This window comes from Neobacillus vireti (assembly GCF_036962465.1).
GTDB lineage: Bacteria > Bacillota > Bacilli > Bacillales > Cytobacillaceae > Neobacillus > Neobacillus vireti_B.
The window spans coordinates 132,739-154,413 of record NZ_JBALNF010000013.1 but is presented as its reverse complement, the minus strand read 5'-3'; the positions used below and the strand labels follow the sequence as shown (position 1 = coordinate 154,413).

Genomic DNA, 21,675 nt, shown 5'->3' with positions numbered 1-21,675 from the left:
GATTAACACAGCCTAAATAAAAGTGGGAATTGAGAAGATGAGGCGAAACAAAAGAATGATAAGGCTTCTAGGTCTCTTGGCAGTTGTAGGGCTGATTTATGTCGGCATATTACAAGTAAAGATTATCCAATATAGCCATATTAAAGCGCCAAAAAATGCAGATTATTTGATTGTTCTCGGGGCAAGGGTTAAAGGTAAAGAACCATCTAAGGTTTTGGCCTGTAGGATCAATGCTGCAGCCAAATATTTAAAAGAAAATACTAATACTCTTGTGATTGCTTCAGGGGGCCAGGGTCCAGGCGAAGATATAACTGAGGCGGAGGCAATTAAAAGAGAGTTAGTAAATCAAGGTATTAACGACTCTCGTATACTATTAGAAGAGCACTCTACCGATACATATGAAAATATTGAGTTCTCGAAGGCATACATTCCTTCTAATGCTGAATTAGGCCTAGTAGTAACCAACACTTTCCATTTATATCGTGCTCTTTCAATTGCTAATTACCAAGGTTTACGTGTAGAGGGCCTTTCTGCTGAGACTCCTTGGTCAGCTGTAATAAAGTCCTACTCACGTGAATATTTGGCAATAACAAAATTTTATTTACAAAGATATATAATCGGATTCTAGTAAAAAAACTCGACGGCGTCGAGTTTTTTTCATTATTTGATTTTAGCATAGATACAAGTATCGCGGAGTTCTTGCTGATCGGCAGAGATTCCGTCATTTTTTAATATCCCTTCTAATGTAAAACCTAATTTCTCAGGAATTGCTCGGCTTTTGGTATTTTTACGATCACACCGGATTTCTACGCGTTTTGCGTTTAATTCGAGAAAGGCAAATTCTGTGATTGCTTGAGCTGCCTCCGTAATATAACCCTTTCCGCTTTGTCTCGTATCAATCCAGTAGCCGATTTCGAATTTTGGTATATCCCAATTCATTCGATGCAACCCAGTAGCACCGATAAACTCACCTGTTTCCCGGTCGAAAATATGTAGTCTTAGGTCCTCTCTGGTTAAAAATTTCGCATGGGCATCACGCATATTGGCCTCTACCTCTTGCTCGGTTTGCTCTCGATTGGCCCAAGGCATCCATGGCTTTAGCTCATTTAATGATGACTGCATGGCTTCAAATACCATTTTTCCATCTCCGGGCAACGGCTTTCGAATATATAGTCTCTCCGTAAAGATTTCTTCCGGAAAATCTATTAAGATTGGTTTCATATATGACTTTCCCCCTTCTAAATGATTAAAATTCGCTAAATGTCTGCAGTTTTCCTTTTTTACGTCTGTTTGTCCATAATATAAAAAAGACTCTTCCAAGATGGAAGAGCCTTCATATTATTAGTATGCCTTAGCCCAATAAACCAATTTGTCTGTTTCTTTACCACAGCAAACACATTTATCAGCCACTTTTTCCTGTTCAAAAGGAATACAGCGGGAAGTTGCACCTGTTTCTTCTTTAATCTGCTCCTCACAGGCTAAATCACCGCACCACATAGCTTTGATAAACCCTGGTTTTGCTTCAAGACTATCCTTTAACTCCCCAAGAGTTGTCGCAACCGAAGTTCTCTCTTCACGGTGATTTAATGCCTTATTGTAAAGGTTTGATTGAATATCATCTAATAATTCAACTAGCTTTGTTTCTAACTCGTCTAAAGAAACAACAACCTTCTCTAAGGTATCTCTTCGAACCAAGACAACCTGTTTATTTTCAATATCCTTAGGTCCGACTTCAAGACGGACAGGGATCCCTTTCATTTCGTACTCATTGAACTTCCAGCCTGGTTTTTTATCGCTGGCATCAATATCAACGCGGGCTACCGAAGCTAGAGATTTTTTCAAATCATAAGCAAAATCTAGCACGCCTTCTTTATGCTGTGCAATAGGAACAATCATCACTTGAGTTGGCGCAGCTTTTGGAGGGATTACTAAACCGCGGTCGTCGCCGTGAACCATGATTAATGCACCGATGATTCTGGTTGTAAAGCCCCATGATGTTTGATGAACATACTGCAGCTTTCCTTCTTTGTCTGTATACTGAATGTTAAACGCTTCAGCAAACCCTGTACCAAAGTGATGGGAAGTTCCGGATTGTAATGCTTTTCCATCATGCATTAAGCTTTCAATCGTAAAGGTAGCTTTCGCACCAGCAAACTTCTCTTTCTCGGTTTTTTGGCCCTTAACTACTGGAATGGCAAGAATCTCTTCACAAATTGCCGCATAGACATTTAACATCTTAATCGTTTCTTCCATTGCATCTTCATCCGTTGCATGGGCAGTATGTCCTTCCTGCCATAAGAACTCTAAAGTCCGTAAAAATGGACGGGTTGTTTTTTCCCAACGAACTACGTTAGCCCATTGATTATATAGTTTTGGCAGGTCACGGTATGAGTGAATGATATTACTGTAATGCTCACAGAATAATACTTCTGATGTTGGGCGGACGACTAAGCGTTCTGTTAATGGCTCAGAACCGCCATGAGTAACCCAGGCCACTTCAGGAGCAAAACCTTCAACATGGTCTTTTTCCTTTTGAAGCAGGCTCTCTGGAATAAATAATGGCATATAAACATTTTCATGCCCTGTTTCTTTAATGCGTCGGTCCAGCTCGTTTTTAATATTATCCCATAATGCATATCCATATGGTCGGATAATCATCGAACCGCGAACACTTGAATAATCAATTAAATCTGCTTTTGTAACAACATCTGTGTACCACTGGGCGAAATCCTCGTCCATGCTGGTTACATCTTTTACAAATTCCTTTGCCATTTTGACACCCCATTATTATTTTTATATCGAAAGAATGATTCAGCTTTTATCCGCTTTTTGAATACAAAAAGACCCTGATCCTAAAAAAGGGACCAAGGCCTGGCGGTACCACCCTAAATTCATAAAGCAAAAGCTTTAAACTCTCTCGCATGATAACGGATTTTATCCGCATGTATCTTCAAGTAATAATCCGATACAGAACTCGTGAGGCAGGTTCAATTGTTTGTCTTAAGAAACCTCACACCAATGGTTTCCTCTCTTGGTAAGACCGCATCAATTTACTAATCCCCGTCAACGTTTCAAATAGTATTTTTGAAAAAATTATATATTTCTCTATAATAAAAGTCAAATAAATTATGATTTACTATGCTCTTTGAGCTAAAATTAGGACAAAAAGGGGTACAAGGATGACAAAAGAAAAGGACGAAATAGCGCAAGAAGAAGCAGAAAAAGAAATATTACTCGAATATATGAAACTTCAAAATGAAGTCTTAAAAAGAATTTATAAAAACACTTTGGATAAAGACAAAAGCGACGGTGAATCTTGATAAGAGTCATAAAACGTTCATATAAATCACAGAAAATACAAATTACAATCTATTTTTTACATTTATAATACTCTTATGTTGTTTAATTTTTAAGGCGCATAAGAGGAGACAAAGCATGAACATATTTTCGATTATTTCAGCCGCATTTGTGGCCATCGGCTCAGGCTATTCCATTTATCTAGTTTATCGAAATAAAAGCAAACTGAACAATACTCCGGGAATCCTGGTAAGTATGGTAATTGCTGTGATCACTGGGTTACTTGCCGGAAGCATCATTGGCCTGGTTTCCGGTGAGACCTTCTTGACAGTAGGAATCAGCATGATTATTGGTTTCGTCGTTGGTTTCTTAGCCGGGCATCCTGTGGGGATCTTAGCCATTTTGATGGGAGCAATTTCTGGTTTAATAGGCGGAATAAATGGCGCTATTCTTGGACTGTTCCTCCAGTATATTAACCCAACGATATTGCTTGGTATCCTATTAGGATTTTATGTTGTCATCATTGGCTTTGTGATTGTTTATATCCATGTGACGACAAACAGCAAATTTACGATTAACACGGATGAACTTTCACCTTTTGCAATAATCGGTGGAGGCATTGTCCTCGTTTCTTTGTTCTTGTTTATGTACAGTAGTGACATTGTAAATATTCCCAGTAAAAGCGCAGCTGCTCAAACTCAAACGTCACAAACAACTGATACAGCTAAAACAGAAGTAGATGTCTCCGGAGATTCTGCTCCAAAAGTCCAAATGCTTGTAACGGATAAAGGCTATTCCCCTAATGTGATTCGGGTTAAAAAAGGTGTTCCGGTGGAACTTGAAATTACTAATCCTTTAGACAGCAGTAACTGCTTATCTACCTTTATGATACCGGATTTAAACATTAACAATATAAAATTGAAGACGGGGACAACAAAATTGTCATTCACTTCAGATAAAACAGGTGAATATACATTTAGCTGTGGTATGCAAATGTTTAAAGGGAAAATCATTGTGGAGTAAGACAAAGAAGCACACGAGTCAGACTCGTGTGCATTTATTTTATTAAAGATCACTAAAAGTATCTGCTTGGCGTTTTTTTCGTTTCGCTTCCGCCCCTAAGACCTTAATTGATAAATAAATTCCCGTACCTGTTAATGCGATCATGGCAAGTGCAATCAAATCGATTAGCCATTTTATATTGGTATTGCCAATACGGCCTTCATGGAGACCACGGATGATTCCCATTATTGAGGTTTGTCCCATTCCATCTCTGTTCATTGCCATTCCAGCTGGAAAGTTCCCGTTTCTGCTAAAATTACCGCGTGCTTGAAATTGGCCATTTTGATTGAAATTTTGGTTTTGATTACCATTTTGCCCTTGTGGTTGACCGGAAGTTTGTCCAGAATTCTGCGTCATTCCTTGTCTAGCTTGTCCCTGATTGGTTTGACCGTTATTAAAATGGCTTTGATTCATTTGACCTGGTTGAAAATTGCCTCTGCCGCCTTCCATTGATGTTTGTCCGATTAACCATGGTTCATTCATCAATAGACCAGTAATCGACTCCATAAAGATAAAAATAGACGCAATTAAACCAATCCATAAATGAGCTTTTCTAGTATTCTTCACCTGTTTTTCTCCCTTCAAATATCCTGAAGCTTTAGTAAGCACACATAAATTATGAATCGGTTTCCTTAAGTTTTTCTTAAGATTTAAACAAGCCCCAAAAATTATTTTTGGGACTTTGGAAAGATCATTTCAATTTTTGTTCCCTCACCTAATACGCTCTGAACCTTTGTCTTGCCATGATGTTTTTCGATAATCCATTTAGCAATCGACAGGCCGAGTCCAGCGCCGTCAGCTTCCGTCCGAGCTTTATCACTTTGATAAAAACGGTCAAATATCTTTGGAATGTCTTTTTCAGGGATTCCGATTCCTGTATCGTTTACTTTTAGATAGATAGAGGAATGGCTCTGAGTGCAGGAAAGCGAGATTTCTCCTCCCTCTTTTGTATACTTTATGGCGTTGTCCAAGAGAATGACAATTAATTGATGAATCCTTTCTTTATCGGCAAAAAACGTAATAGGTTCAGCAGCTTCTAAGCGAAGGGTTTTCTCTTGATACATCGCAAACTCTTCGTACTGTTGAACAATCTCTTTTAAAAGTTCATCCAATCGAAATTCTGATTTTTTCATTTCAATTTGATCGGAATCCGACCGAGCCAGTGTCAGTAAATTGGTTACTAATTTGGAAAGCCGCCTTGATTCCTTTGAAATCGTGGATATATCTATTATTTTTTCCTGAATGGTTGACGTTGGCGAGCGAAACAGGATATCTGTCTTGGCCTGAATAACTGCTAATGGCGTTCGCAGCTCATGTGAGGCATCAGAAACAAATTCTTGCTGCTTTTGCCATGATTTTTTAATAGGTACCAATGCTCTGCCAGCAAGGAAATAACCTGAAGCCACCGCACAGAGAATCCCTACACCGCAGCCAACTAACAGGATTAACAGAAGCCTGTCAAGGAGTTCATTTTCTGAATTCACATTTCGAATTACTTGGACTGTAATGTCCCCTAATTCTGGAACTTGAGCCTTGAATGCCAAATAGCGAAAAGTAAAATTCTCTACATCGACGTCCTCTAAGGTGCCGTATTTCTTGGGACGAATCAGCTTTTCATTGTCCTCAAATAGTGCTGCACCACGGTCTTGCCCTGCCAACAGCTTACCCTTTTCATCCCAGACTAACGTAATAATTCGTGGATCTCTTCGCATAAATTTCGGTTCAGTATGATCATCCCCATCCCCTTCAGGTTTTCCATCTTGTTTAGCCATTTGCCCAATTGGCTGCTGGTAGTGTTCAACAGAATCCATTAAGGATTGGTTAACATCCTGGTAAAGTTTATTATTTGTATAGAAATAAATAATGCTCCCTAGGATACTAATTAAAACAATAAAGACAATTGAATTAATAAAAGTAAGTCTAATATGTGTTTGACGAAACATAGGCGGCCCCTATTCTTCGTTCAGCATGTAGCCCACACCACGGATGGTTTTAATATCAGCATGGTAGCCGAACGGCTCTAATTTTTTACGAAGATGGTGCATGAACACCTCTACAATCGCAACCGTGGTATCGGAGTCGAATCCCCATACACGATCATATATTTGTTCTTTTGTTAAAATAACTCCCTTATTTTGAATCAAATATTCCAAAAGCTCATATTGCTTTGCTGTAAGTTTAATGGATTCTCCATCTACTAAAATATCGCGTTCCTTGCCTAATAACTCAATGCCTCGATATTTAATGGTTTGATCCGTCGTTAAACTGCCGCTTCTTCTTAATAACGCCCTGATTCGCGCTTTTAATTCAGCAGCTTGAAACGGTTTTACTAAGTAATCATCACCGCCAAAATCAAGTCCTTTTACACGGTCTTCTAAAGAGTCTCTTGCTGTCAAGAATAAGACGGGGATTTTTAATCCTTCCTTGCGGATCGTCTGCAGCACTTCGAAACCATCGATTTCAGGTATCATCACATCCAAAACAATGACATCATGGATGTTTTGCATCGCTAAGAATAAAGCATCCTCGCCGTTTGAAGCTTGATCAACCTCAAATTCATCGGATAAAAGTTGAACAATCGATTCTAATAATGAAAGGTTATCCTCTACCACCAATAAACGCATTTCTATCTCTCCTTAACATTACTTGCAGTCATTCTAGTATATAGGAAACGAAGCGGACGCAACAGCAGCGACCGCTTCAATTTCCCAGTTATTCATACCGTAATGCTTGAATTGGATTTAACTTGGAAGCTTTATTTGCTGGGAATACACCGAATACGACTCCAACTACTAACGAGAACAAGAACGAAAATAGAATCACGTTAGAAGAGAAGGAGACACTTAAGCTAAATAAGGATGATACTAATTTCCCGATTCCTATCCCCGAGATAATCCCGATTAGACCGCCGACTCCGCTCAATACAACCGCTTCAATTAAAAATTGGACAAGGACATCCCGCCTTTTGGCTCCAATCGCTTTACGGATACCAATTTCTTTTGTTCGTTCCGAAACAGATACGAGCATAATATTCATAATTCCAATTCCACCGACCAACAAGGAAATACTAGCAATACCACCGAGCATCAACGTCATGGTGTCCGATACAGAGCTCATTGTGTCCATAACATCCTGCTGATTTGTCACACTATAGGAATCAGTTTGAGCTGGGAAAAGGGAAGCCATTTTTGTTTCAACCAAATTCATGACTGCATCCATCTGGTCTTCACTTTCACCTTTTAAATAGACTGTGCTAATCGTCGTACTTCCAATTAAACGCTGGCCCGTGCTAAGTGGAACGATTACGGTATTGTCCCCGCCCTGGCCCATTGAGCTGCCTTTCGAAACTAGAACACCGACGACTTTATATGATGTTCCTTCAATTTGCAGATATTGACCAACAGGGTCTTCTGTTCCAAAGAAAGTTGTCGCCGTAGATGAACCAATGACGGCAACCTTTTGCCGATATTCAATATCCAAATCAGTAATAAAACGTCCTGCACTTACTTTGGTATCACGCACTTCTGAATAGGCAGCATTCGTTCCTGTCATGGTCACCTGTGAAGTTGTCCGGTCTTTTTTTACGTTGACTCGTCCAGTTACAACGGGTGATACCGCTTTTACACCATCTAATTTACTAATCTCGCTAATTTTGTCCTCTGTTAGAGCCACATCAGTACTAAACGTATTAATCGTTAATAGATTGGTCCCTAATTGATTGATTTGACTTGTTACATTTTTTGCAGAGCCTTGGGCAATGGAGACTAAAACGATGACAGATGAGACCCCAATTATCATTCCCAGCATGGTAAGGATCGATCTTAGTTTATTTCCTTTGATGCTTTTGAGAGCCATTTTAATGGATTGCAAGATGCCCAATGAGCTCACCCCCATTTTCCTGTAATTGACCATCCTGGATACTAACCATTCGTTTTGCTTGTTTGGCAATGTCAAGGTCATGAGTAATGAGGATAATGGTATGGCCCAATTCATTTAGTTGTTTCATAATCTGCATAATTTCCTTACTTGTTTTACTGTCAAGGGCACCAGTTGGTTCATCAGCTAGCAGGATGGATGGATTACCTGCAAGTGCTCTGGCAATAGCAACCCGCTGCTGCTGTCCGCCTGACAGTTGTGTTGGCAAATGACCTGCCCTCTCCTTTAATCCCACTTTATCCAAAGCTTGGATAGCCCTCTCCCTTCGTTCTTTTGTGGATACCCCGGCATATAATAACGGAAGCTCAACATTTTCAATTGCCGTTAATTTTGTTAGCAGGTTGAAGTTTTGGAAAATAAAGCCGATTTTTTGATTTCGGATTGTCGCCAAATCATTGTCATCCATTTTAAAAATATTCTTACCATCTAAGAGATATTTTCCCGACTGTGGTTTGTCCAGACATCCGATCATATTCATTAATGTTGATTTACCCGAACCTGATGGACCAATAATCGCCAAAAATTCTCCTTTTTGAATTTCAATAGATACATCATTTAATGCATGGACGATTTCTCCGCCAAGTCTGTATGCTTTCTTTAGGTTACTAATTTGCATAATCGGTTTTGCCATTATTGTCCACTCCTTCCTGTACCAGTGCCGCGATACATTGATCTCATTGCGCCGGTTCCCCCCATGCCGCTAAGGCTGCTTTGCAGTGTATTTGTTTGTGTTGTAGAGGTCGTTGTGCTTGCCTTAGCTAATTTTGGCAGTTGAACGGTTTCTCCTTCTGTAAGTCCTTTTGCGATTTCTACATAATCTTCATTGGCGATCCCGGTTGTGACGGTTTTCTTGGTCATGTTTGAGGAATCATCAGATGAAACAACATTGACATATTTTTTACCATTTGACGAATGGACTGCATCAAGTGGAACATATATGACATTTGGTTTACTTTCTGTTAATATGCTCGCCTCCACGCTCATACCTACTTTAAGGTTAGTGATTTTATCAATCGTTATCGTAACGGTAAAGGTAGAAATTCCATTTGAAGAAGTACCTTCTTTCGAAATATCGGTAACTTTTCCAGTATACTTCTCCTCAGGGAATGAACTTACTTTTAAATTGACCGTTTGTCCTTTTTGGATTTTAGAAATATCAAGTTCATCAATTTGCACAGCTGTTTGCAAGCCGCTGTAGTCCGTTACATGGGCGACCACTTGTCCGGAAGTAACACTATCTCCTGCAGAAACAGATAATGTCGTTATTTTCCCGGCTGCAGGTGCTGTGATTGGGTCACTGCCATCCGTAAATGTAATCAGCTCATCACCTTTATTTACCTTTTCGCCAGTCCCAACCAATACTTCATCAATTTCATCATTATTAAAGGTTGACATAATATCTTGACTAGTTATTGCTTGAACAGTTCCGGACCCACTGATATTGACAGCTAATGTTCCTTTTTTCACTACGGCCGTTCGTTCTTGTGATGATGTAGTCTTGGCACTTGTTTTTACTGCGTACCATTGATAGCCCGAGAAACTAACGACTACGGCAGCCACCGCTATTAAAATCCATTTTTTCATTTGTGCTGGCTCCTTTTCCTATACGGTTTTCATTTGAATAAGCCTATTATTATCTTAGTTTCTTAACTTTTCCTTAAAGGATTGAATTGACGCGCATTTTCTTTTCTATTATAGTTAAACACGTGAATAGTTAACTAGTTTAACTAATTTTTAAGAGGTGATAACTAAGAATGAATAATCCTACCATTCAAGAGTTAATTGATCGCTATGTATCTGTTTCCTTTCGTGTTCATAAAAAAGCTGAATCCTTAATCAAGGGGCAGATTGGCGATGAGTTAACCAATGATCAGCACTACATATTAAGATATATTTCCCAGTCTGAAGAATGCACATCGTCTGAATTGGCTGATGCTTTTGAAGTAAATAAAAGTGCGATTACAGCGATTATCAACCGGATGGCTGAAAGAGGACTAATTGAGCGAACCCGGGATCAGGACGACAGGCGTGTCGTCTATTTAACGTTAACGGATGCAGGAAAGATACTATATCAGACCTGTCAGGAAAAAATTGAACAGTTAGTAGCATCAATCATTACTCAATTTGACGAAGTCGAGATAAAGAATTTTATTAATACCTACGAAAAATTAGCATCTATATTAGATAACAAGAAAAAGGAAATGGAGGAATAGCCTGTGAGAGCTATTATTAAAGGAAAGTGGTTTATTCTGATTGCATGGATCGCAGTCATCGCTGCCCTCTTTATGGCAGCGCCTAATATGGAGTCACTCGTCCGTGAAAAGGGGCAAATATCGGTTCCGGATGGCTATTCATCCACGATTGCATCGAAGATTCTGAAAGATGTCCAATCAAGTGAAAATGCAGGCAGCAGTTTACAAACTGCGCTTGTCTTTCATAGTAATAAGAAACTGACAAAGGAAGACTTTGCGAATGCTGAAAAAGCGGTTCATACCCTTGAAAAAGAAAAAGGTCAACTGGGCATTACCGAGATCCTTACTCATTTCAAGCAAAAGGAGTTAAAGGATCAGCTCGTTTCAAAAGACGGGAAAACTATCCTTGTTTCGGTAAAGGTAACAGCTGACGGACGGGAAGCAAAAGAGATTTCAAAGGATCTGTATCAAGCCATTAACAGCGTTAAGCTGGATCATTATTATACCGGGAATTGGGTCATCAGCGAAGATCTTGTCACCAACTCTCAGGAAGGCTTGAAAAAAACAGAAGGGATTACCGTTGTTTTTATTTTAGCGGTACTTCTGCTTGTATTTAGGTCGGTAGTTGCTCCCATTATACCGTTGGTTACAGTGGGATTCAGTTATCTAACAGCTCAATCCATTGTTGGGTTATTAGTCGACCATGTGAATTTCCCATTATCCACTTTTACACAAACCTTCTTAGTTGCCGTCCTTTTTGGAATCGGAACGGACTATTGTATCTTACTATTAAGCCGTTTTAAAGAAGAAATGGCGAAAAAAGATGATGTAATTGAAGCGATTGTAGAAACCTACCGGACTGCTGGAAAAACGGTTTTCTTCAGTGGAATTGCTGTTATGATTGGGTTTGCCTCAATTGGCCTCTCCACCTTCCAGCTTTATAAGTCAGCAGCAGCTGTAGCTGTTGGAGTTGCCATCCTTTTACTTGCCTTACTAACGGTTGTTCCATTTTTTATGGCTGTTCTTGGAAAGAAGCTTTACTGGCCATCAAAAGGCAAGCTTGAACATAGTGACAGTAAAATCTGGGGCACCATGGGTAAATTTGCTTTATCTCGGCCTTTACTGGCTTTTATCCTTGTTGTTATTATTTCTGTTCCATTTTTATTTACTTTTCAAGATCAACTATCGTTTAATTCACTAGAAGAAATAAGCGATGATTATCCTTCGATCAAAGGATTTAATCTAATTGCAGACTCTTTTGGTCCTGGTGAATCTATGCCAACGCAAATCGTCATTAAAAATGATGATCAACTCAATACTTCTGAATATATTACTCTGACAGATAAAATCAGCCAGGAAATATTGAAAGTTAAACATGTAGAAACTGTTCGTTCGGTCACCCGTCCGACCGGCACACCAATCGATGATTTTTATATTTCTAAACAAGCAGCAAGCCTTGGTGATGGACTGGGCAAAGGAAATGACGGCATTAAGAAAATCAGTTCTGGCCTTTCTGAGGCTGGGAAACAAATGGCTGCTAATCAGCCCAAAATGCAGGAAGCAACAAATGGAATTAGTCAGCTAATCACAGGAACCAATCAACTTAAGACAGGAATGGGCTCCCTTCAAGATGGACTGACGAGAATACAAAATGGGCTCAAGGATAGTTCCATTGGGGCCACAGAAGCACGTAACGGGTTAGCAAAAATAAAATTTCAATCAGAACAGCTTTTAGCAGGTTATAAACAGTTATTGGCAGGTTATAAATCTGCAAGCTCTGGTCTTGCCACACTTCAAGGACATTATGATGAAATAGCCGGCGGCTTAAGTGCTATTCATCAAAATCTTGTCAATACCGACCAAGCCTTTGCTAATTTAGAAAAACAATATGCCGACATTGCGCAAAATCAAAGCTATCAAGCTATTAAAATGACAGTTGCTGGAGTTAAAACAGCTACCGATGCCAATGTGAAAGACCCAAGGGTATCTTTACTTACAAGTCTTAACACTCTTAATGCTGGGTTAAACAGTGCACAAAACGGCATTACAACCGCCAATCAAAACTTAACGAAAATGATTGCCGGTCAAGCTCTTCTGATTGATGGAATGGGCCAGCTGATCAATGGTATTGGGCAGCTTGAAGATGGTCTTACCCAAATGGAGAAAGGTCAAGGAACAGCGATCGCCAATTTGCCAAAATTCTCGGGCGGCTTACAGGAACTCGCAACTGGGCAGAAGCAGCTTCTTACTGGTTTTCAAGATATTGACGGACAAATTACGAAACTATCAAATGGTTTGACCCAAAGTGCAGACGGCTTAAACCAAGTATCAAACGGCCTTAATTCCGCACAAGACTATCTTTCTAATGTTTCAAAACAAAAACAAAACGGCTTCTATATCCCACAAGATGTCCTAAATGGCAAGGATTTTCAGAAAGTGTTAAATACCTATATGTCACAAGATCGCAAGGTCATGACAATAGATGTTATTTTTAATAAAAACCCTTATTCTAATGAAGCTATTCACAGCGTGACTGACATCAAGCAAGCGGTAAAACGATCTGTGAAAGACACGAAGCTTGAAAATGCTAAAATAGAAGTTGGCGGTGTATCCAGTATGCATCATGACCTTGATACGATTTCAAAAGCGGATTATGCACGGACTGTAATATTGATGCTTGCAGGAATTAGTATTATTCTCATTATTCTGCTTCGCTCACTGATCATGCCGCTATATCTAATCGGTTCCTTGGTCCTTACCTATTACACAGCTATGGCTATTTCAGAGTCTATCTTTGTCAACATTCTTGGTTACACCGGAATAAGCTGGGCTGTTCCGTTCTTTGCCTTTGTAATTCTTGTAGCACTAGGCATTGACTACAGCATCTTCTTAATGGACCGATTCAATGAATACCGTGATATGCCTGTCCAACAAGCAATCCTTCTTTCCATGAAAAAGATGGGCAGTGTCATAATTTCCGCAGCGGTTATCTTAGGAGGTACATTTGCAGCTATGATGCCGTCTGGCGTCCTTTCATTAGTAGAAATCGCGACAATTCTCTTGATAGGATTGGCCTTGTATTCCTTGGTGATTCTTCCGTTGTTTGTACCGGTAATGGTAAAAACGTTTGGTCAGGCAAACTGGTGGCCGTTTATGAAAAATAATAATCAAAGTATCAATCATAACCTTTAAAAAGAAAGCACACTGTTCGACCGTGAACAGTGTGTTTTCTCTTCTCAGCTTGAAACTTTTCAATGAGTCATTCGTATATACAAAAGAAACGATCTAATCAGGTGGACTAGAAATTTTTCCCTTTTTGAATTACCTAGTATAATCTACATAGAAGATATGATGAAGGAGTGAAAATTGTGGGTGTTACTCTTAGCAAGGGGCAAAAAGTTGATTTAACGAAATCATACCCCGGTCTGAAAAATGTGGTTGTTGGATTAGGCTGGAATATTAGCCAGCTTGGCTCTAATTTTGACTTGGATGCTTCAGCCTTTTTATTAGGCCCTGCGGGGAAAGTAAACAGCGACCAAGATTTTGTTTTTTACAATAATCCTTCTGGCGGAAATGGTTCCATTATTTATAGTGGTGATAATCGAATAGGTTCAGGCGTACGTGATGATGAACAAATTAAAATTGATTTGGTGAAGGTTCCAGACACTATCCACCGAATTGCCTTTACGATTACGATCCATGATGCACAAGTAAAACGGCAAAATTTTGGACAAATCTCAGATTCTTATGTTCGAATTTTTAACGAACTTACCAATGAGGAAATATTACGGTTTAACCTAGGAAAAGATTTTACCGTCGAGACAGCGATTGTTGCAGCAGAGCTCTACCGCCATAACGGAGAGTGGAAATTTAATGCCATTGCCAGTGGTTTTCAAGGTGGATTAGCTGCCTTATGCCGAAACTTTGGAGTTACGGTTGATGACCCGCCTCAAGACTCACAGGTTCAGCAGCCAAATTACCAGCAAGATTTGAGATCTCAACCTTCTAACACAAATCCATATTATCAAAATCAGCCGAACTATGATCCCTACCAGCAAAACCGGAACAATTTAAATGCAAACCAACAGCGTGTTCATCTTCAGCCCGACTCGACGCAACAGCAGCCAGCCTATGGGTATCCGCAATCGACCCAAGCAGCATCCCCAATTTCCGGTCATTCGGCTTACGGCGGAGATGAAATTATGTGTCCACGCTGCCATTCGACCAGTGTGACAACAGGAAAAAAGGGATTTGGTTTAGGCAAGGCCGCCATCGGCGGATTAATCCTTGGACCGGTTGGGTTGCTTGGCGGATTTATTGGAAAAAACCAATTAAAGTTTACTTGTAACCATTGCGGTAATGCGTGGTCCCCTTCCCAAACAGATTATGTGGAATGGGCAAATAATCAAAAAAGAAGGGCTCAAGAATTGTTCAATCGATATAAAAGTCAGGACCTTCTTGATGCTGTCACAGCTGCCTGTGCGTTAGTAGCCATGGCAGATGGTTATTTAGATCCAGCTGAGCGGCAAAAAATGATTGAATTCGTCCATCAAAGTGAGGAATTACGCGTTTTTGATACTAACAAAGTTATTCAAAAATTCAACCTATTTGTATCGCGGATGGAAAATGACCGAATGATGGGTCGTGCCGAGGCTTTTCGTGCCCTTGGAAAAATGAGGACAAAACCTGAAATAGCTCGATTAGTGGCCCGTTATTGTATTGCCATCGGCTATGCGGACGGCAATTTTGATCAAAATGAACAGCAAATGGTTGCCGACATTTGCCGGGAGCTTGGCTTAAATCCAACCGAGTTTCTATCCTGAAAAAAGCCTCCAACCCATTAGGGAAGGAGGCTTTTTTCTGATTATTTTTTCCAAACACGTTTATTTTCGACACGCTTGGTGAGTCCCTTGGCGTCCAATCTTTCTAAAAATGGAATCATGTATTTTCTAGATAGGTCGAGGACATCCTTTGCCGCTCCCACCTCAAACTCGTCACTGGTCCCCTTTTGCAGTTTTTCAACCGCTTCTTTGAAAACGTCCCCATGGTACGCAAATTGGTCATCAAGCTGCACCAGTAAATGTTGGTCTTCAAGGAATTTTCTTAAGTCATATTCAATTGATTCGGGAATACCTGCAGCAGAAAAATAATCTTTTAAATAGCGTACCTTAAGCCCATCCTTTTTAAGATCAAGGAGGAGATTTTCTGTCCGTTTTGCCCAGCTTTTCGGCACATATGGTACAAATCCTGCAAGAGAAACAAATTGTTCTTTTCTCTTAAACGCCCCACCCGTAATTCCATTTTCCACAACAAAATCAAGCAGAGATTTAGGAAATCTTTTTTGCAGCGATTGTAGAAGTTCCGCTTTATTCATTCCCGCCTTCATTGAATGGCTGTGATGGAACTCTTGCAAGACATCAAACATGTCTTCTTCAATTGAATCGATTAGGAGTTTTAGTGTATACTCCTTCCCATTATAGAAGACAAATTCGGGATGAGCCAAATGCTCTCTTAATGTTGAATCATCCAGGGCAGTCCGCTTAATCAGTTCCGTTAAGGGAAGGCTTTTCGCGTCCAAGAGTGCGGCGGTAATTCGTTCTCTAGGCGTGCCTGCTTTCTTCTTTTCCAGCTCTTCGATTGTCTGGTTCCCAAACCGATATTTATTCGCTCGCGGGTCGATTACCCAGCCGCCGCCAATGGTTTCCTGAGGACTTGGACGCCGTAAAATGAAACGATCCCCGCGCTTGGTCAAAATCTCCTCTTCCAATCGGAGCTGACAAAGGATATCTCCATTTTCCTCTTTAATTTCATTTCGATCGAAAAACACAATCCTCCCCATTACCTCCGCTGTTCCAATATGAAGCTTTATGGGCATCCGCTGCTTAACAATATGTTCAAGGTCCTCAACAACTCGAATCGCGACATCTATTGTTTTCGATACAATGAAATGTTCCGATGACACTAAAACATCGCCACGTTGTAGTTCTTCCCTCGACACATTTGATAAGTTAATCGCTGCCCTTTGACCTGCATAGGCCTTTTTTGCAGGATGATGGTGGACCTGAACTTGCCTTGCTCTTACTTCAAGACCTTTTGGCATTATTTTTAAAACTTGTCCCTCTTCGACCGTACCCTCATATACCGTTCCGCGCACAACCGTTCCTTGCCCTTTTACTGTAAAAACCTGATCAATCGGCAGACGAAAGGCTCCTTTCGCATCACGCATCTCTAGACCCTTTAACGTATCAATAATTAATTCTTTGATTTCAGGGATTCCTTTTTTGGATAAACTATCAACCAGAACAAAGGGGGCATCCTCAAACACGGTCCCAGTAAGCTCTCCTAAAATATCATCTTTCACCAGTTCAATGAATTCTTCATCCACTCGATCCATTTTTGAAATGGCTACGATTCCATTTTTCACGCCTAAAAATTTTAAAATATCGAGATGCTCCTTCGTTTGCGGCATGACCCCTTCATCTGCTGCCACCACTAGGACGACTAAATCAATCCCGGCTACGCCTGCTATCATTTGACGGATAAACCGTTCATGTCCCGGAACATCGATAACAGAAATTTGGATTTCTTGGTCTTCATAAAGGGGCGCAAAGCCCAATTCAATGGAGATTTGCCGTTCCTTTTCTTCCTTTAACCGGTCCGTATCCACATTAGTTAATGCTTTTGTTAAGGACGTTTTCCCGTGATCAATATGGCCGGCCATCCCAATCGTAAAATAACGTTTTTCCAAGATTAACACCTTCTTAATCGTTCTACCATTCTACTGTAGCCTTAAATAGGCATTTGTACAAGCGAACTTTTTTAAACAAAATGCCTCTTCTTTCACGAATCCTCCACATTATTCATGTCCATTGGTAAGGAGGATATGCTATGTTGAGGATACTACATTTAAACAACAAAGGACGAAGACAATTGAAAAAATTAATGATAACAATGCTTACTTCTTTCATCCTATTAGCTGGCTGTCAAAGCAAGGACACAAAGGCAAGCGAACCAAAACAAGCCCATTCACAGCACAAAATAGCAATCGTAACACAGTCTGCACAAGCTTTTCCTTATCCGAATTTACTTGCTCAAGACGAACGGACTTATTCTCTATTAGTCATAGGAGAAAATGAAGAACAAATTCCGATTGAAAAAAATCAAAAGGTCACCGCGCATGTAAAAAACATCTTGAGTTTACCTACTCAGGAAATTGCCCAAAAAGCGTATCCTGAGCTTGAGATTAGTAAATCCGTTGCCTATATTCTCTTCAACCAAACAGGGATTGTTCATCTATCAAAAAACCTGTCAGAATTGATCAGTTTTTTACAAAAAAATCCTCCAGCAAACTAAACCAGAGCATTCTGGTTTTTTTATTTTAAAAAAACACTGTAAAAATAGGCAAAAATATACACAAATATTGTGAAATTTATTATAATAAAACTAAAGAATTTGCACGAGTGCAACATTTGTTGATTAGCGAACAAACCTTGCGCCTATGAAAAACAAATGGAGAAAGGTTGGTGTCTTATGAGTCAGTCAGATTCCCTTGCAGTTGATAAGGCTCGAGCCGCAGAATTAAAAACCATTTCTGCCGCTAGAGATGCCATAAATGGAAAAGTAAAAGGCATACGGGCCTTATTGCCCTTCCTTGGACCAGCTTTTATTGCTTCAATTGCTTATGTAGATCCGGGAAACTTTGCAACTAATATACAGAGTGGCGCCCGTTTTGGTTATAAAATGCTTTGGGTTATTGTCTTAGCGAACCTGATGGCGATGCTTTTGCAGAATATGTCAGCCAAGCTTGGCATTGCTACTGGCAGGAGTTTACCTGAAATATGCCGTGATCGAATGCCAAAATGGCTCACAATGATTATGTGGATTGTCTCGGAATTTGCCGCGATGGCAACGGATCTTGCTGAATTTCTAGGGGCAACACTAGCACTAAATTTACTTGCCGGTATTCCAATGATCTATGCCACTATTATCACAGGGGTAGTAACCTATTTAATCTTAATGCTTGAAAAGTTCGGTTTCCGGCCGTTAGAGAAATTTATCGCTGCTTTCGCTATGCTAATTGGTTTATGCTATTTAGTGGAAACCATACTTTCACAGCCTGATTTTTCAAAAATTGCTTACCATAGTGTGGTCCCATGGCTCGGTAATAATGAAAGTATTATGCTAGCCGTTGGGGTGATTGGGGCAACCGTTATGCCGCACGCAATCTACTTACATTCAAGCTTAACCCAGAACCGAATCGTGCCAAGAAATGATACAGAAAAAATAAAGATTCAAAAATTTAGTACAAAAGAAATTATCATTGCGATGACATTGGCAGGCTTCGTTAATCTGGCGATGATGTATATGGCAGCCTCTGTTTTTAATACAACAGGTCAAAGCCATATTGCTGACTTAACGACTGCCTACCATACCCTAACACCGTTGTTAGGTGCAGCATCTGCTAGTGTTTTCCTTATCTCATTGCTTGCTTCTGGTCTTTCAAGTTCAGTTGTCGGAACAATGGCGGGTCAAGTAATTATGCAGGGATTTGTAGGTTTTAGCATTCCGTTATGGATACGCCGGTTGGTAACCATGCTTCCAACTGTCATTATTGTAGCACTCGGAGTCGATCCAACCCAGACTCTCATTATAAGCCAGGTCATTCTAAGTATTGTATTACCCTTCCCGATTATTGCCTTGATTTATTTCACGCAAAAGAAAGATTTAATGGGTGTACTAACCAATAAGAAAATTACTACTGTCCTTTCTTCCCTCTTTGCCATTATCATCCTTGGCTTAAATATTTGGATGGTTTTGCAAATAATAATGGGTTAATAGAATATAGTGGAAAAACACCATCAGTCGGGATGGTGTTTTTCCTTTTTAAAATGGCTAATAAATAAACCTGGTATAACCTCAAGATCAGATACATGGTTGAAACCATTTTTTAAATATAAATTTTTAGCTGGTAGATTATCCTTTCCAGTTGATACGGATAGAACGGTTATGTCCGGATTCTGTTCTTCCACTCTCGTTATCAGCTTTTGGGCAATTCCTTTCCGGAAATGGCTCGGGTGAACAACCATCCGGCAAATGGTCAGTTCATTCTCCTCAATCGTGTAAGAAATTGCACCAGCAAGGCTATCACCTTCGAAATAGCCCAAAAAGGTTTCGCCACATTCTTTTAGTTCCTTCTTCGTTTCTAATAAAGGGGGAATATCAAAGAAACGAATTAATTGTGCCTCTATTATGTACGATGCTCTTTGCAGTTCAAAGACGTCCGTTAGTATTTCTTGATGATGTAAATCCAGTTCTTTAATCATATGGTATCCTCTCCTAACTTAAAAATCCCCCACATGGTGAGGGATCCCTATTTCAGGCGACTTTAATGGCTTTACCAAATGGGACGCGCGGCAGGAAATCGCCAGGTACAAGCCAAAATAATTCAAAATCAACCTTTTCCATATCTTCTGAAAAAAAGCCGGTAACATCGGTAATATAAAATAGTGTATCAATATTCTCTTCTTTTGCCCACTCTAAAACTAATGTATAGGAAGATTTCCCATGTGTATGATATTTAATGGAATCGCTCTGAACAGGGGAAATACTTCTAATTTTAAAATCTGCTTGAACTAACAACGTGTCTGGTTTTAATTGTTCAAACAGTTTGACTATGTTATTAATAAGAATAACTGGCGCTTCATTTGTTGACGTATCTACTGCTAATGCGATCCTTTTATCCTGCCTCTGCTGAATCATGGAAAGAATTGTTTTATGCCATCTCAACCCCAACAACCCCTTTGCTTTGAATGAGTGAACTATCTTATTTTGGGTTTTAAGGTAAGGGTTTATGATTGGTTAATTGCGGGAAAATAACTCTATTTTATTGTAGTTTTCTATAGTTATCCGCCAAGAACTTCCAATCCTTGATAAAAATTGGCCATAGATTAGGGCGTCGTCTTACTGCTAAAGGATGATAACTAGCAGTAGTATGATAACCATGGACGTTATGTAATTTTCCATGCAATTGCTTTACATTCACCTCAGAATCTTGAAAAAAGGACTGAACCGCTACATTTCCAAGACAAAAAATAAACTCAGGCATTTTGACCGAGAGCTGTTGTTTTAGATGCATCATACATGTTTTCCGGACCTCTTCTTTATCATAAGTCCTGACTGGTTTTCTTTTTAAGACATATGTTACATACAAATCTTCTTCTGTTAGACCTGCCTCTTGTGCGGCACTTTGAAGTGTTTGTCTTGTCCCGCATACAAATGGGTTCCCTTCCCGGTCTTCACGTGCCCCCGGATTATCAAGAAGAATCATAATAGGTGCATTCGGATTTCCTTCTCCCCAGATTAGCCTTGATCCATGCTGATCCAGGCCACATTCACCACAATTTTTATATGCTTCGGGAGTTGGCTCTTCTGGCCATAAAATTGGACAAAAGTCAGACAATACTTTTCCCTCCGATGGCTTGCCTCATTGTTTTTATCCTATGTTACCCATGTTAACGTTTACTTACATACGTCCGGACTATTTTTTAAGGAGAATTTTGTTTTAGCGCTAATAACTTTATTGGTTAGAAAACTCTCGTTTTTTCTTTAGGTATTCTTTTTCACACTTTAAAAGCTTGTAATGAACGATGTTTCCTTCCTGCTTTTTCTTCCCTACAACCACCCACTTAAGGTCCGAGAGCTTTAAATGCACGGCTACGTTTGTATTATCGGGCTGCTTATAAAGCAAATAGGCTTCAGAGGGTTTCACAAAAAGGGTCGGTTTTCCGCGAGAAGCGACAATAAATTGAGTATGTAAGGATTGATAATTTTCATCAACTTCCTTTCCGCCGTAAATTAAATGGGCAGCATCTAAATCCTTGTCCGAGACCTCTAAATAGTTTTGTGAATCAATATCTAATCCTAATTCGGTTATGATATCTCTCATGATGGCTTTATTATATAACACATCACGATTTTTCATCTCTTCAAGACAATCGGAAGACAACCTAGGCAGATCTTCGGCACGTGTATTGAGTGGACAGAGCGTTATGAATAGACTCCACAAGAGGATTGTCATTTTTTTCATCTAAAAACCCCCTAACCATGTTTGAATTTATTATTCGGTATGACCGGAAGATTTATTCTATTAGAGGAAAAAACGCCCTTTGTTCAGATAAGAAAGTGACAG

General features: G+C 39.8%; 21 protein-coding genes and 1 other annotated feature. Of the genes, 8 read left to right on the top strand and 13 right to left on the bottom strand.

Going from position 1 to position 21,675, the window contains the following annotated elements; all coding sequences use genetic code 11:
• Positions 1 to 55 precede the first annotated feature (55 nt).
• On the top strand, positions 56 to 628 hold the full coding sequence (locus V7077_RS05585) for a YdcF family protein (RefSeq protein WP_335499202.1): 573 nt from the start codon (positions 56 to 58) through the stop codon (positions 626 to 628).
• Positions 629 to 660: 32 nt separating this feature from the next.
• Here V7077_RS05585 and V7077_RS05580 read toward each other — a convergent pair whose 3' ends face one another.
• Positions 661 to 1,221 (bottom strand): GNAT family N-acetyltransferase, encoded by a 561-nt coding sequence (locus tag V7077_RS05580; protein ID WP_335499200.1) that lies wholly within the window; start codon positions 1,219 to 1,221, stop codon positions 661 to 663.
• A gap of 120 nt (positions 1,222 to 1,341) precedes the next feature.
• Positions 1,342 to 2,772 (bottom strand): proline--tRNA ligase, encoded by a 1,431-nt coding sequence (proS, locus tag V7077_RS05575; protein ID WP_335499198.1) that lies wholly within the window; start codon positions 2,770 to 2,772, stop codon positions 1,342 to 1,344.
• An 84-nt stretch (positions 2,773 to 2,856) separates the two neighbouring features.
• Positions 2,857 to 3,076, bottom strand: a binding site (T-box leader).
• Between the two features lie 103 nt (positions 3,077 to 3,179).
• Between proS and V7077_RS05570 the strand changes: the two genes are divergently transcribed.
• A complete protein-coding gene (locus tag V7077_RS05570; RefSeq protein ID WP_335499196.1) occupies positions 3,180 to 3,320 on the top strand; it encodes a hypothetical protein in 141 nt (46 codons plus the stop codon).
• 115 nt (positions 3,321 to 3,435) lie between these two features.
• Positions 3,436 to 4,320, top strand: a complete 885-nt coding sequence (locus V7077_RS05565; protein WP_335499194.1) for a cupredoxin domain-containing protein — start codon at positions 3,436 to 3,438, stop codon at positions 4,318 to 4,320.
• 42 nt (positions 4,321 to 4,362) lie between these two features.
• On the opposite strand, the gene V7077_RS05560 is transcribed toward V7077_RS05565, so the two are convergent.
• The 6 genes from V7077_RS05560 to V7077_RS05535 all read right to left on the bottom strand — a co-directional run bounded on the left by V7077_RS05560 (position 4,363) and on the right by V7077_RS05535 (position 9,879).
• Complete coding sequence (locus tag V7077_RS05560) at positions 4,363 to 4,968, bottom strand: PepSY-associated TM helix domain-containing protein (RefSeq protein ID WP_335499192.1); 606 nt, start codon at positions 4,966 to 4,968, stop codon at positions 4,363 to 4,365.
• 59 nt (positions 4,969 to 5,027) lie between these two features.
• Complete coding sequence (locus V7077_RS05555) at positions 5,028 to 6,302, bottom strand: sensor histidine kinase (protein ID WP_335499190.1); 1,275 nt, start codon at positions 6,300 to 6,302, stop codon at positions 5,028 to 5,030.
• A 9-nt stretch (positions 6,303 to 6,311) separates the two neighbouring features.
• Positions 6,312 to 6,983, bottom strand: a complete 672-nt coding sequence (locus tag V7077_RS05550) for a response regulator transcription factor (RefSeq protein WP_335499188.1) — start codon at positions 6,981 to 6,983, stop codon at positions 6,312 to 6,314.
• A gap of 88 nt (positions 6,984 to 7,071) precedes the next feature.
• The gene (locus V7077_RS05545; protein ID WP_420489612.1) at positions 7,072 to 8,238 is read right to left on the bottom strand and encodes an ABC transporter permease; all 1,167 of its coding nucleotides are present in this window, start codon (positions 8,236 to 8,238) and stop codon (positions 7,072 to 7,074) included.
• Positions 8,216 to 8,926, bottom strand: coding sequence for an ABC transporter ATP-binding protein (locus tag V7077_RS05540; protein ID WP_335499184.1), 711 nt, complete (start codon positions 8,924 to 8,926; stop codon positions 8,216 to 8,218). Before V7077_RS05540 ends, V7077_RS05545 begins: the two co-directional genes overlap by 23 nt.
• Positions 8,926 to 9,879 carry an efflux RND transporter periplasmic adaptor subunit gene (locus tag V7077_RS05535; protein WP_335499181.1) on the bottom strand — a complete coding sequence of 318 codons (954 nt, stop codon included), beginning with the start codon at positions 9,877 to 9,879 and terminating at the stop codon, positions 8,926 to 8,928. Before V7077_RS05535 ends, V7077_RS05540 begins: the two co-directional genes overlap by 1 nt.
• Positions 9,880 to 10,049: 170 nt before the next feature.
• Between V7077_RS05535 and V7077_RS05530 the strand changes: the two genes are divergently transcribed.
• The 3 genes from V7077_RS05530 to V7077_RS05520 all read left to right on the top strand — a co-directional run bounded on the left by V7077_RS05530 (position 10,050) and on the right by V7077_RS05520 (position 15,310).
• On the top strand, positions 10,050 to 10,508 hold the full coding sequence (locus V7077_RS05530; RefSeq protein WP_335499178.1) for a MarR family winged helix-turn-helix transcriptional regulator: 459 nt from the start codon (positions 10,050 to 10,052) through the stop codon (positions 10,506 to 10,508).
• 3 nt (positions 10,509 to 10,511) lie between these two features.
• Entirely contained in the window at positions 10,512 to 13,679 is a 3,168-nt protein-coding gene (locus V7077_RS05525; RefSeq protein ID WP_335499176.1) for an MMPL family transporter, read from the top strand.
• 176 nt (positions 13,680 to 13,855) lie between these two features.
• Complete coding sequence (locus tag V7077_RS05520; RefSeq protein WP_335499174.1) at positions 13,856 to 15,310, top strand: TerD family protein; 1,455 nt, start codon at positions 13,856 to 13,858, stop codon at positions 15,308 to 15,310.
• 41 nt (positions 15,311 to 15,351) lie between these two features.
• Here the strand turns inward: V7077_RS05520 and selB are convergent, their stop codons facing one another.
• Complete coding sequence (gene selB, locus V7077_RS05515) at positions 15,352 to 17,235, bottom strand: selenocysteine-specific translation elongation factor (protein WP_335499172.1); 1,884 nt, start codon at positions 17,233 to 17,235, stop codon at positions 15,352 to 15,354.
• Between the two features lie 140 nt (positions 17,236 to 17,375).
• Between selB and V7077_RS05510 the strand changes: the two genes are divergently transcribed.
• A complete protein-coding gene (locus V7077_RS05510) occupies positions 17,376 to 17,840 on the top strand; it encodes a hypothetical protein (protein WP_335499170.1) in 465 nt (154 codons plus the stop codon).
• 177 nt (positions 17,841 to 18,017) lie between these two features.
• Positions 18,018 to 19,322, top strand: a complete 1,305-nt coding sequence (locus tag V7077_RS05505; RefSeq protein ID WP_335499168.1) for an Nramp family divalent metal transporter — start codon at positions 18,018 to 18,020, stop codon at positions 19,320 to 19,322.
• Positions 19,323 to 19,345: 23 nt separating this feature from the next.
• Here V7077_RS05505 and V7077_RS05500 read toward each other — a convergent pair whose 3' ends face one another.
• From V7077_RS05500 to V7077_RS05485, 4 genes are all read right to left on the bottom strand, one after another.
• Positions 19,346 to 19,810: a GNAT family N-acetyltransferase gene (locus V7077_RS05500; protein WP_335499166.1), complete on the bottom strand. Its 465-nt coding sequence runs from the start codon at positions 19,808 to 19,810 to the stop codon at positions 19,346 to 19,348.
• A 52-nt stretch (positions 19,811 to 19,862) separates the two neighbouring features.
• On the bottom strand, positions 19,863 to 20,273 hold the full coding sequence (locus V7077_RS05495) for a hypothetical protein (protein ID WP_335499163.1): 411 nt from the start codon (positions 20,271 to 20,273) through the stop codon (positions 19,863 to 19,865).
• 97 nt (positions 20,274 to 20,370) lie between these two features.
• A complete protein-coding gene (locus tag V7077_RS05490) occupies positions 20,371 to 20,946 on the bottom strand; it encodes a uracil-DNA glycosylase (RefSeq protein ID WP_335499161.1) in 576 nt (191 codons plus the stop codon).
• A gap of 117 nt (positions 20,947 to 21,063) precedes the next feature.
• The gene (locus tag V7077_RS05485) at positions 21,064 to 21,573 is read right to left on the bottom strand and encodes a hypothetical protein (RefSeq protein ID WP_335499158.1); all 510 of its coding nucleotides are present in this window, start codon (positions 21,571 to 21,573) and stop codon (positions 21,064 to 21,066) included.
• Between the last annotated feature and the right edge of the window lie 102 nt (positions 21,574 to 21,675).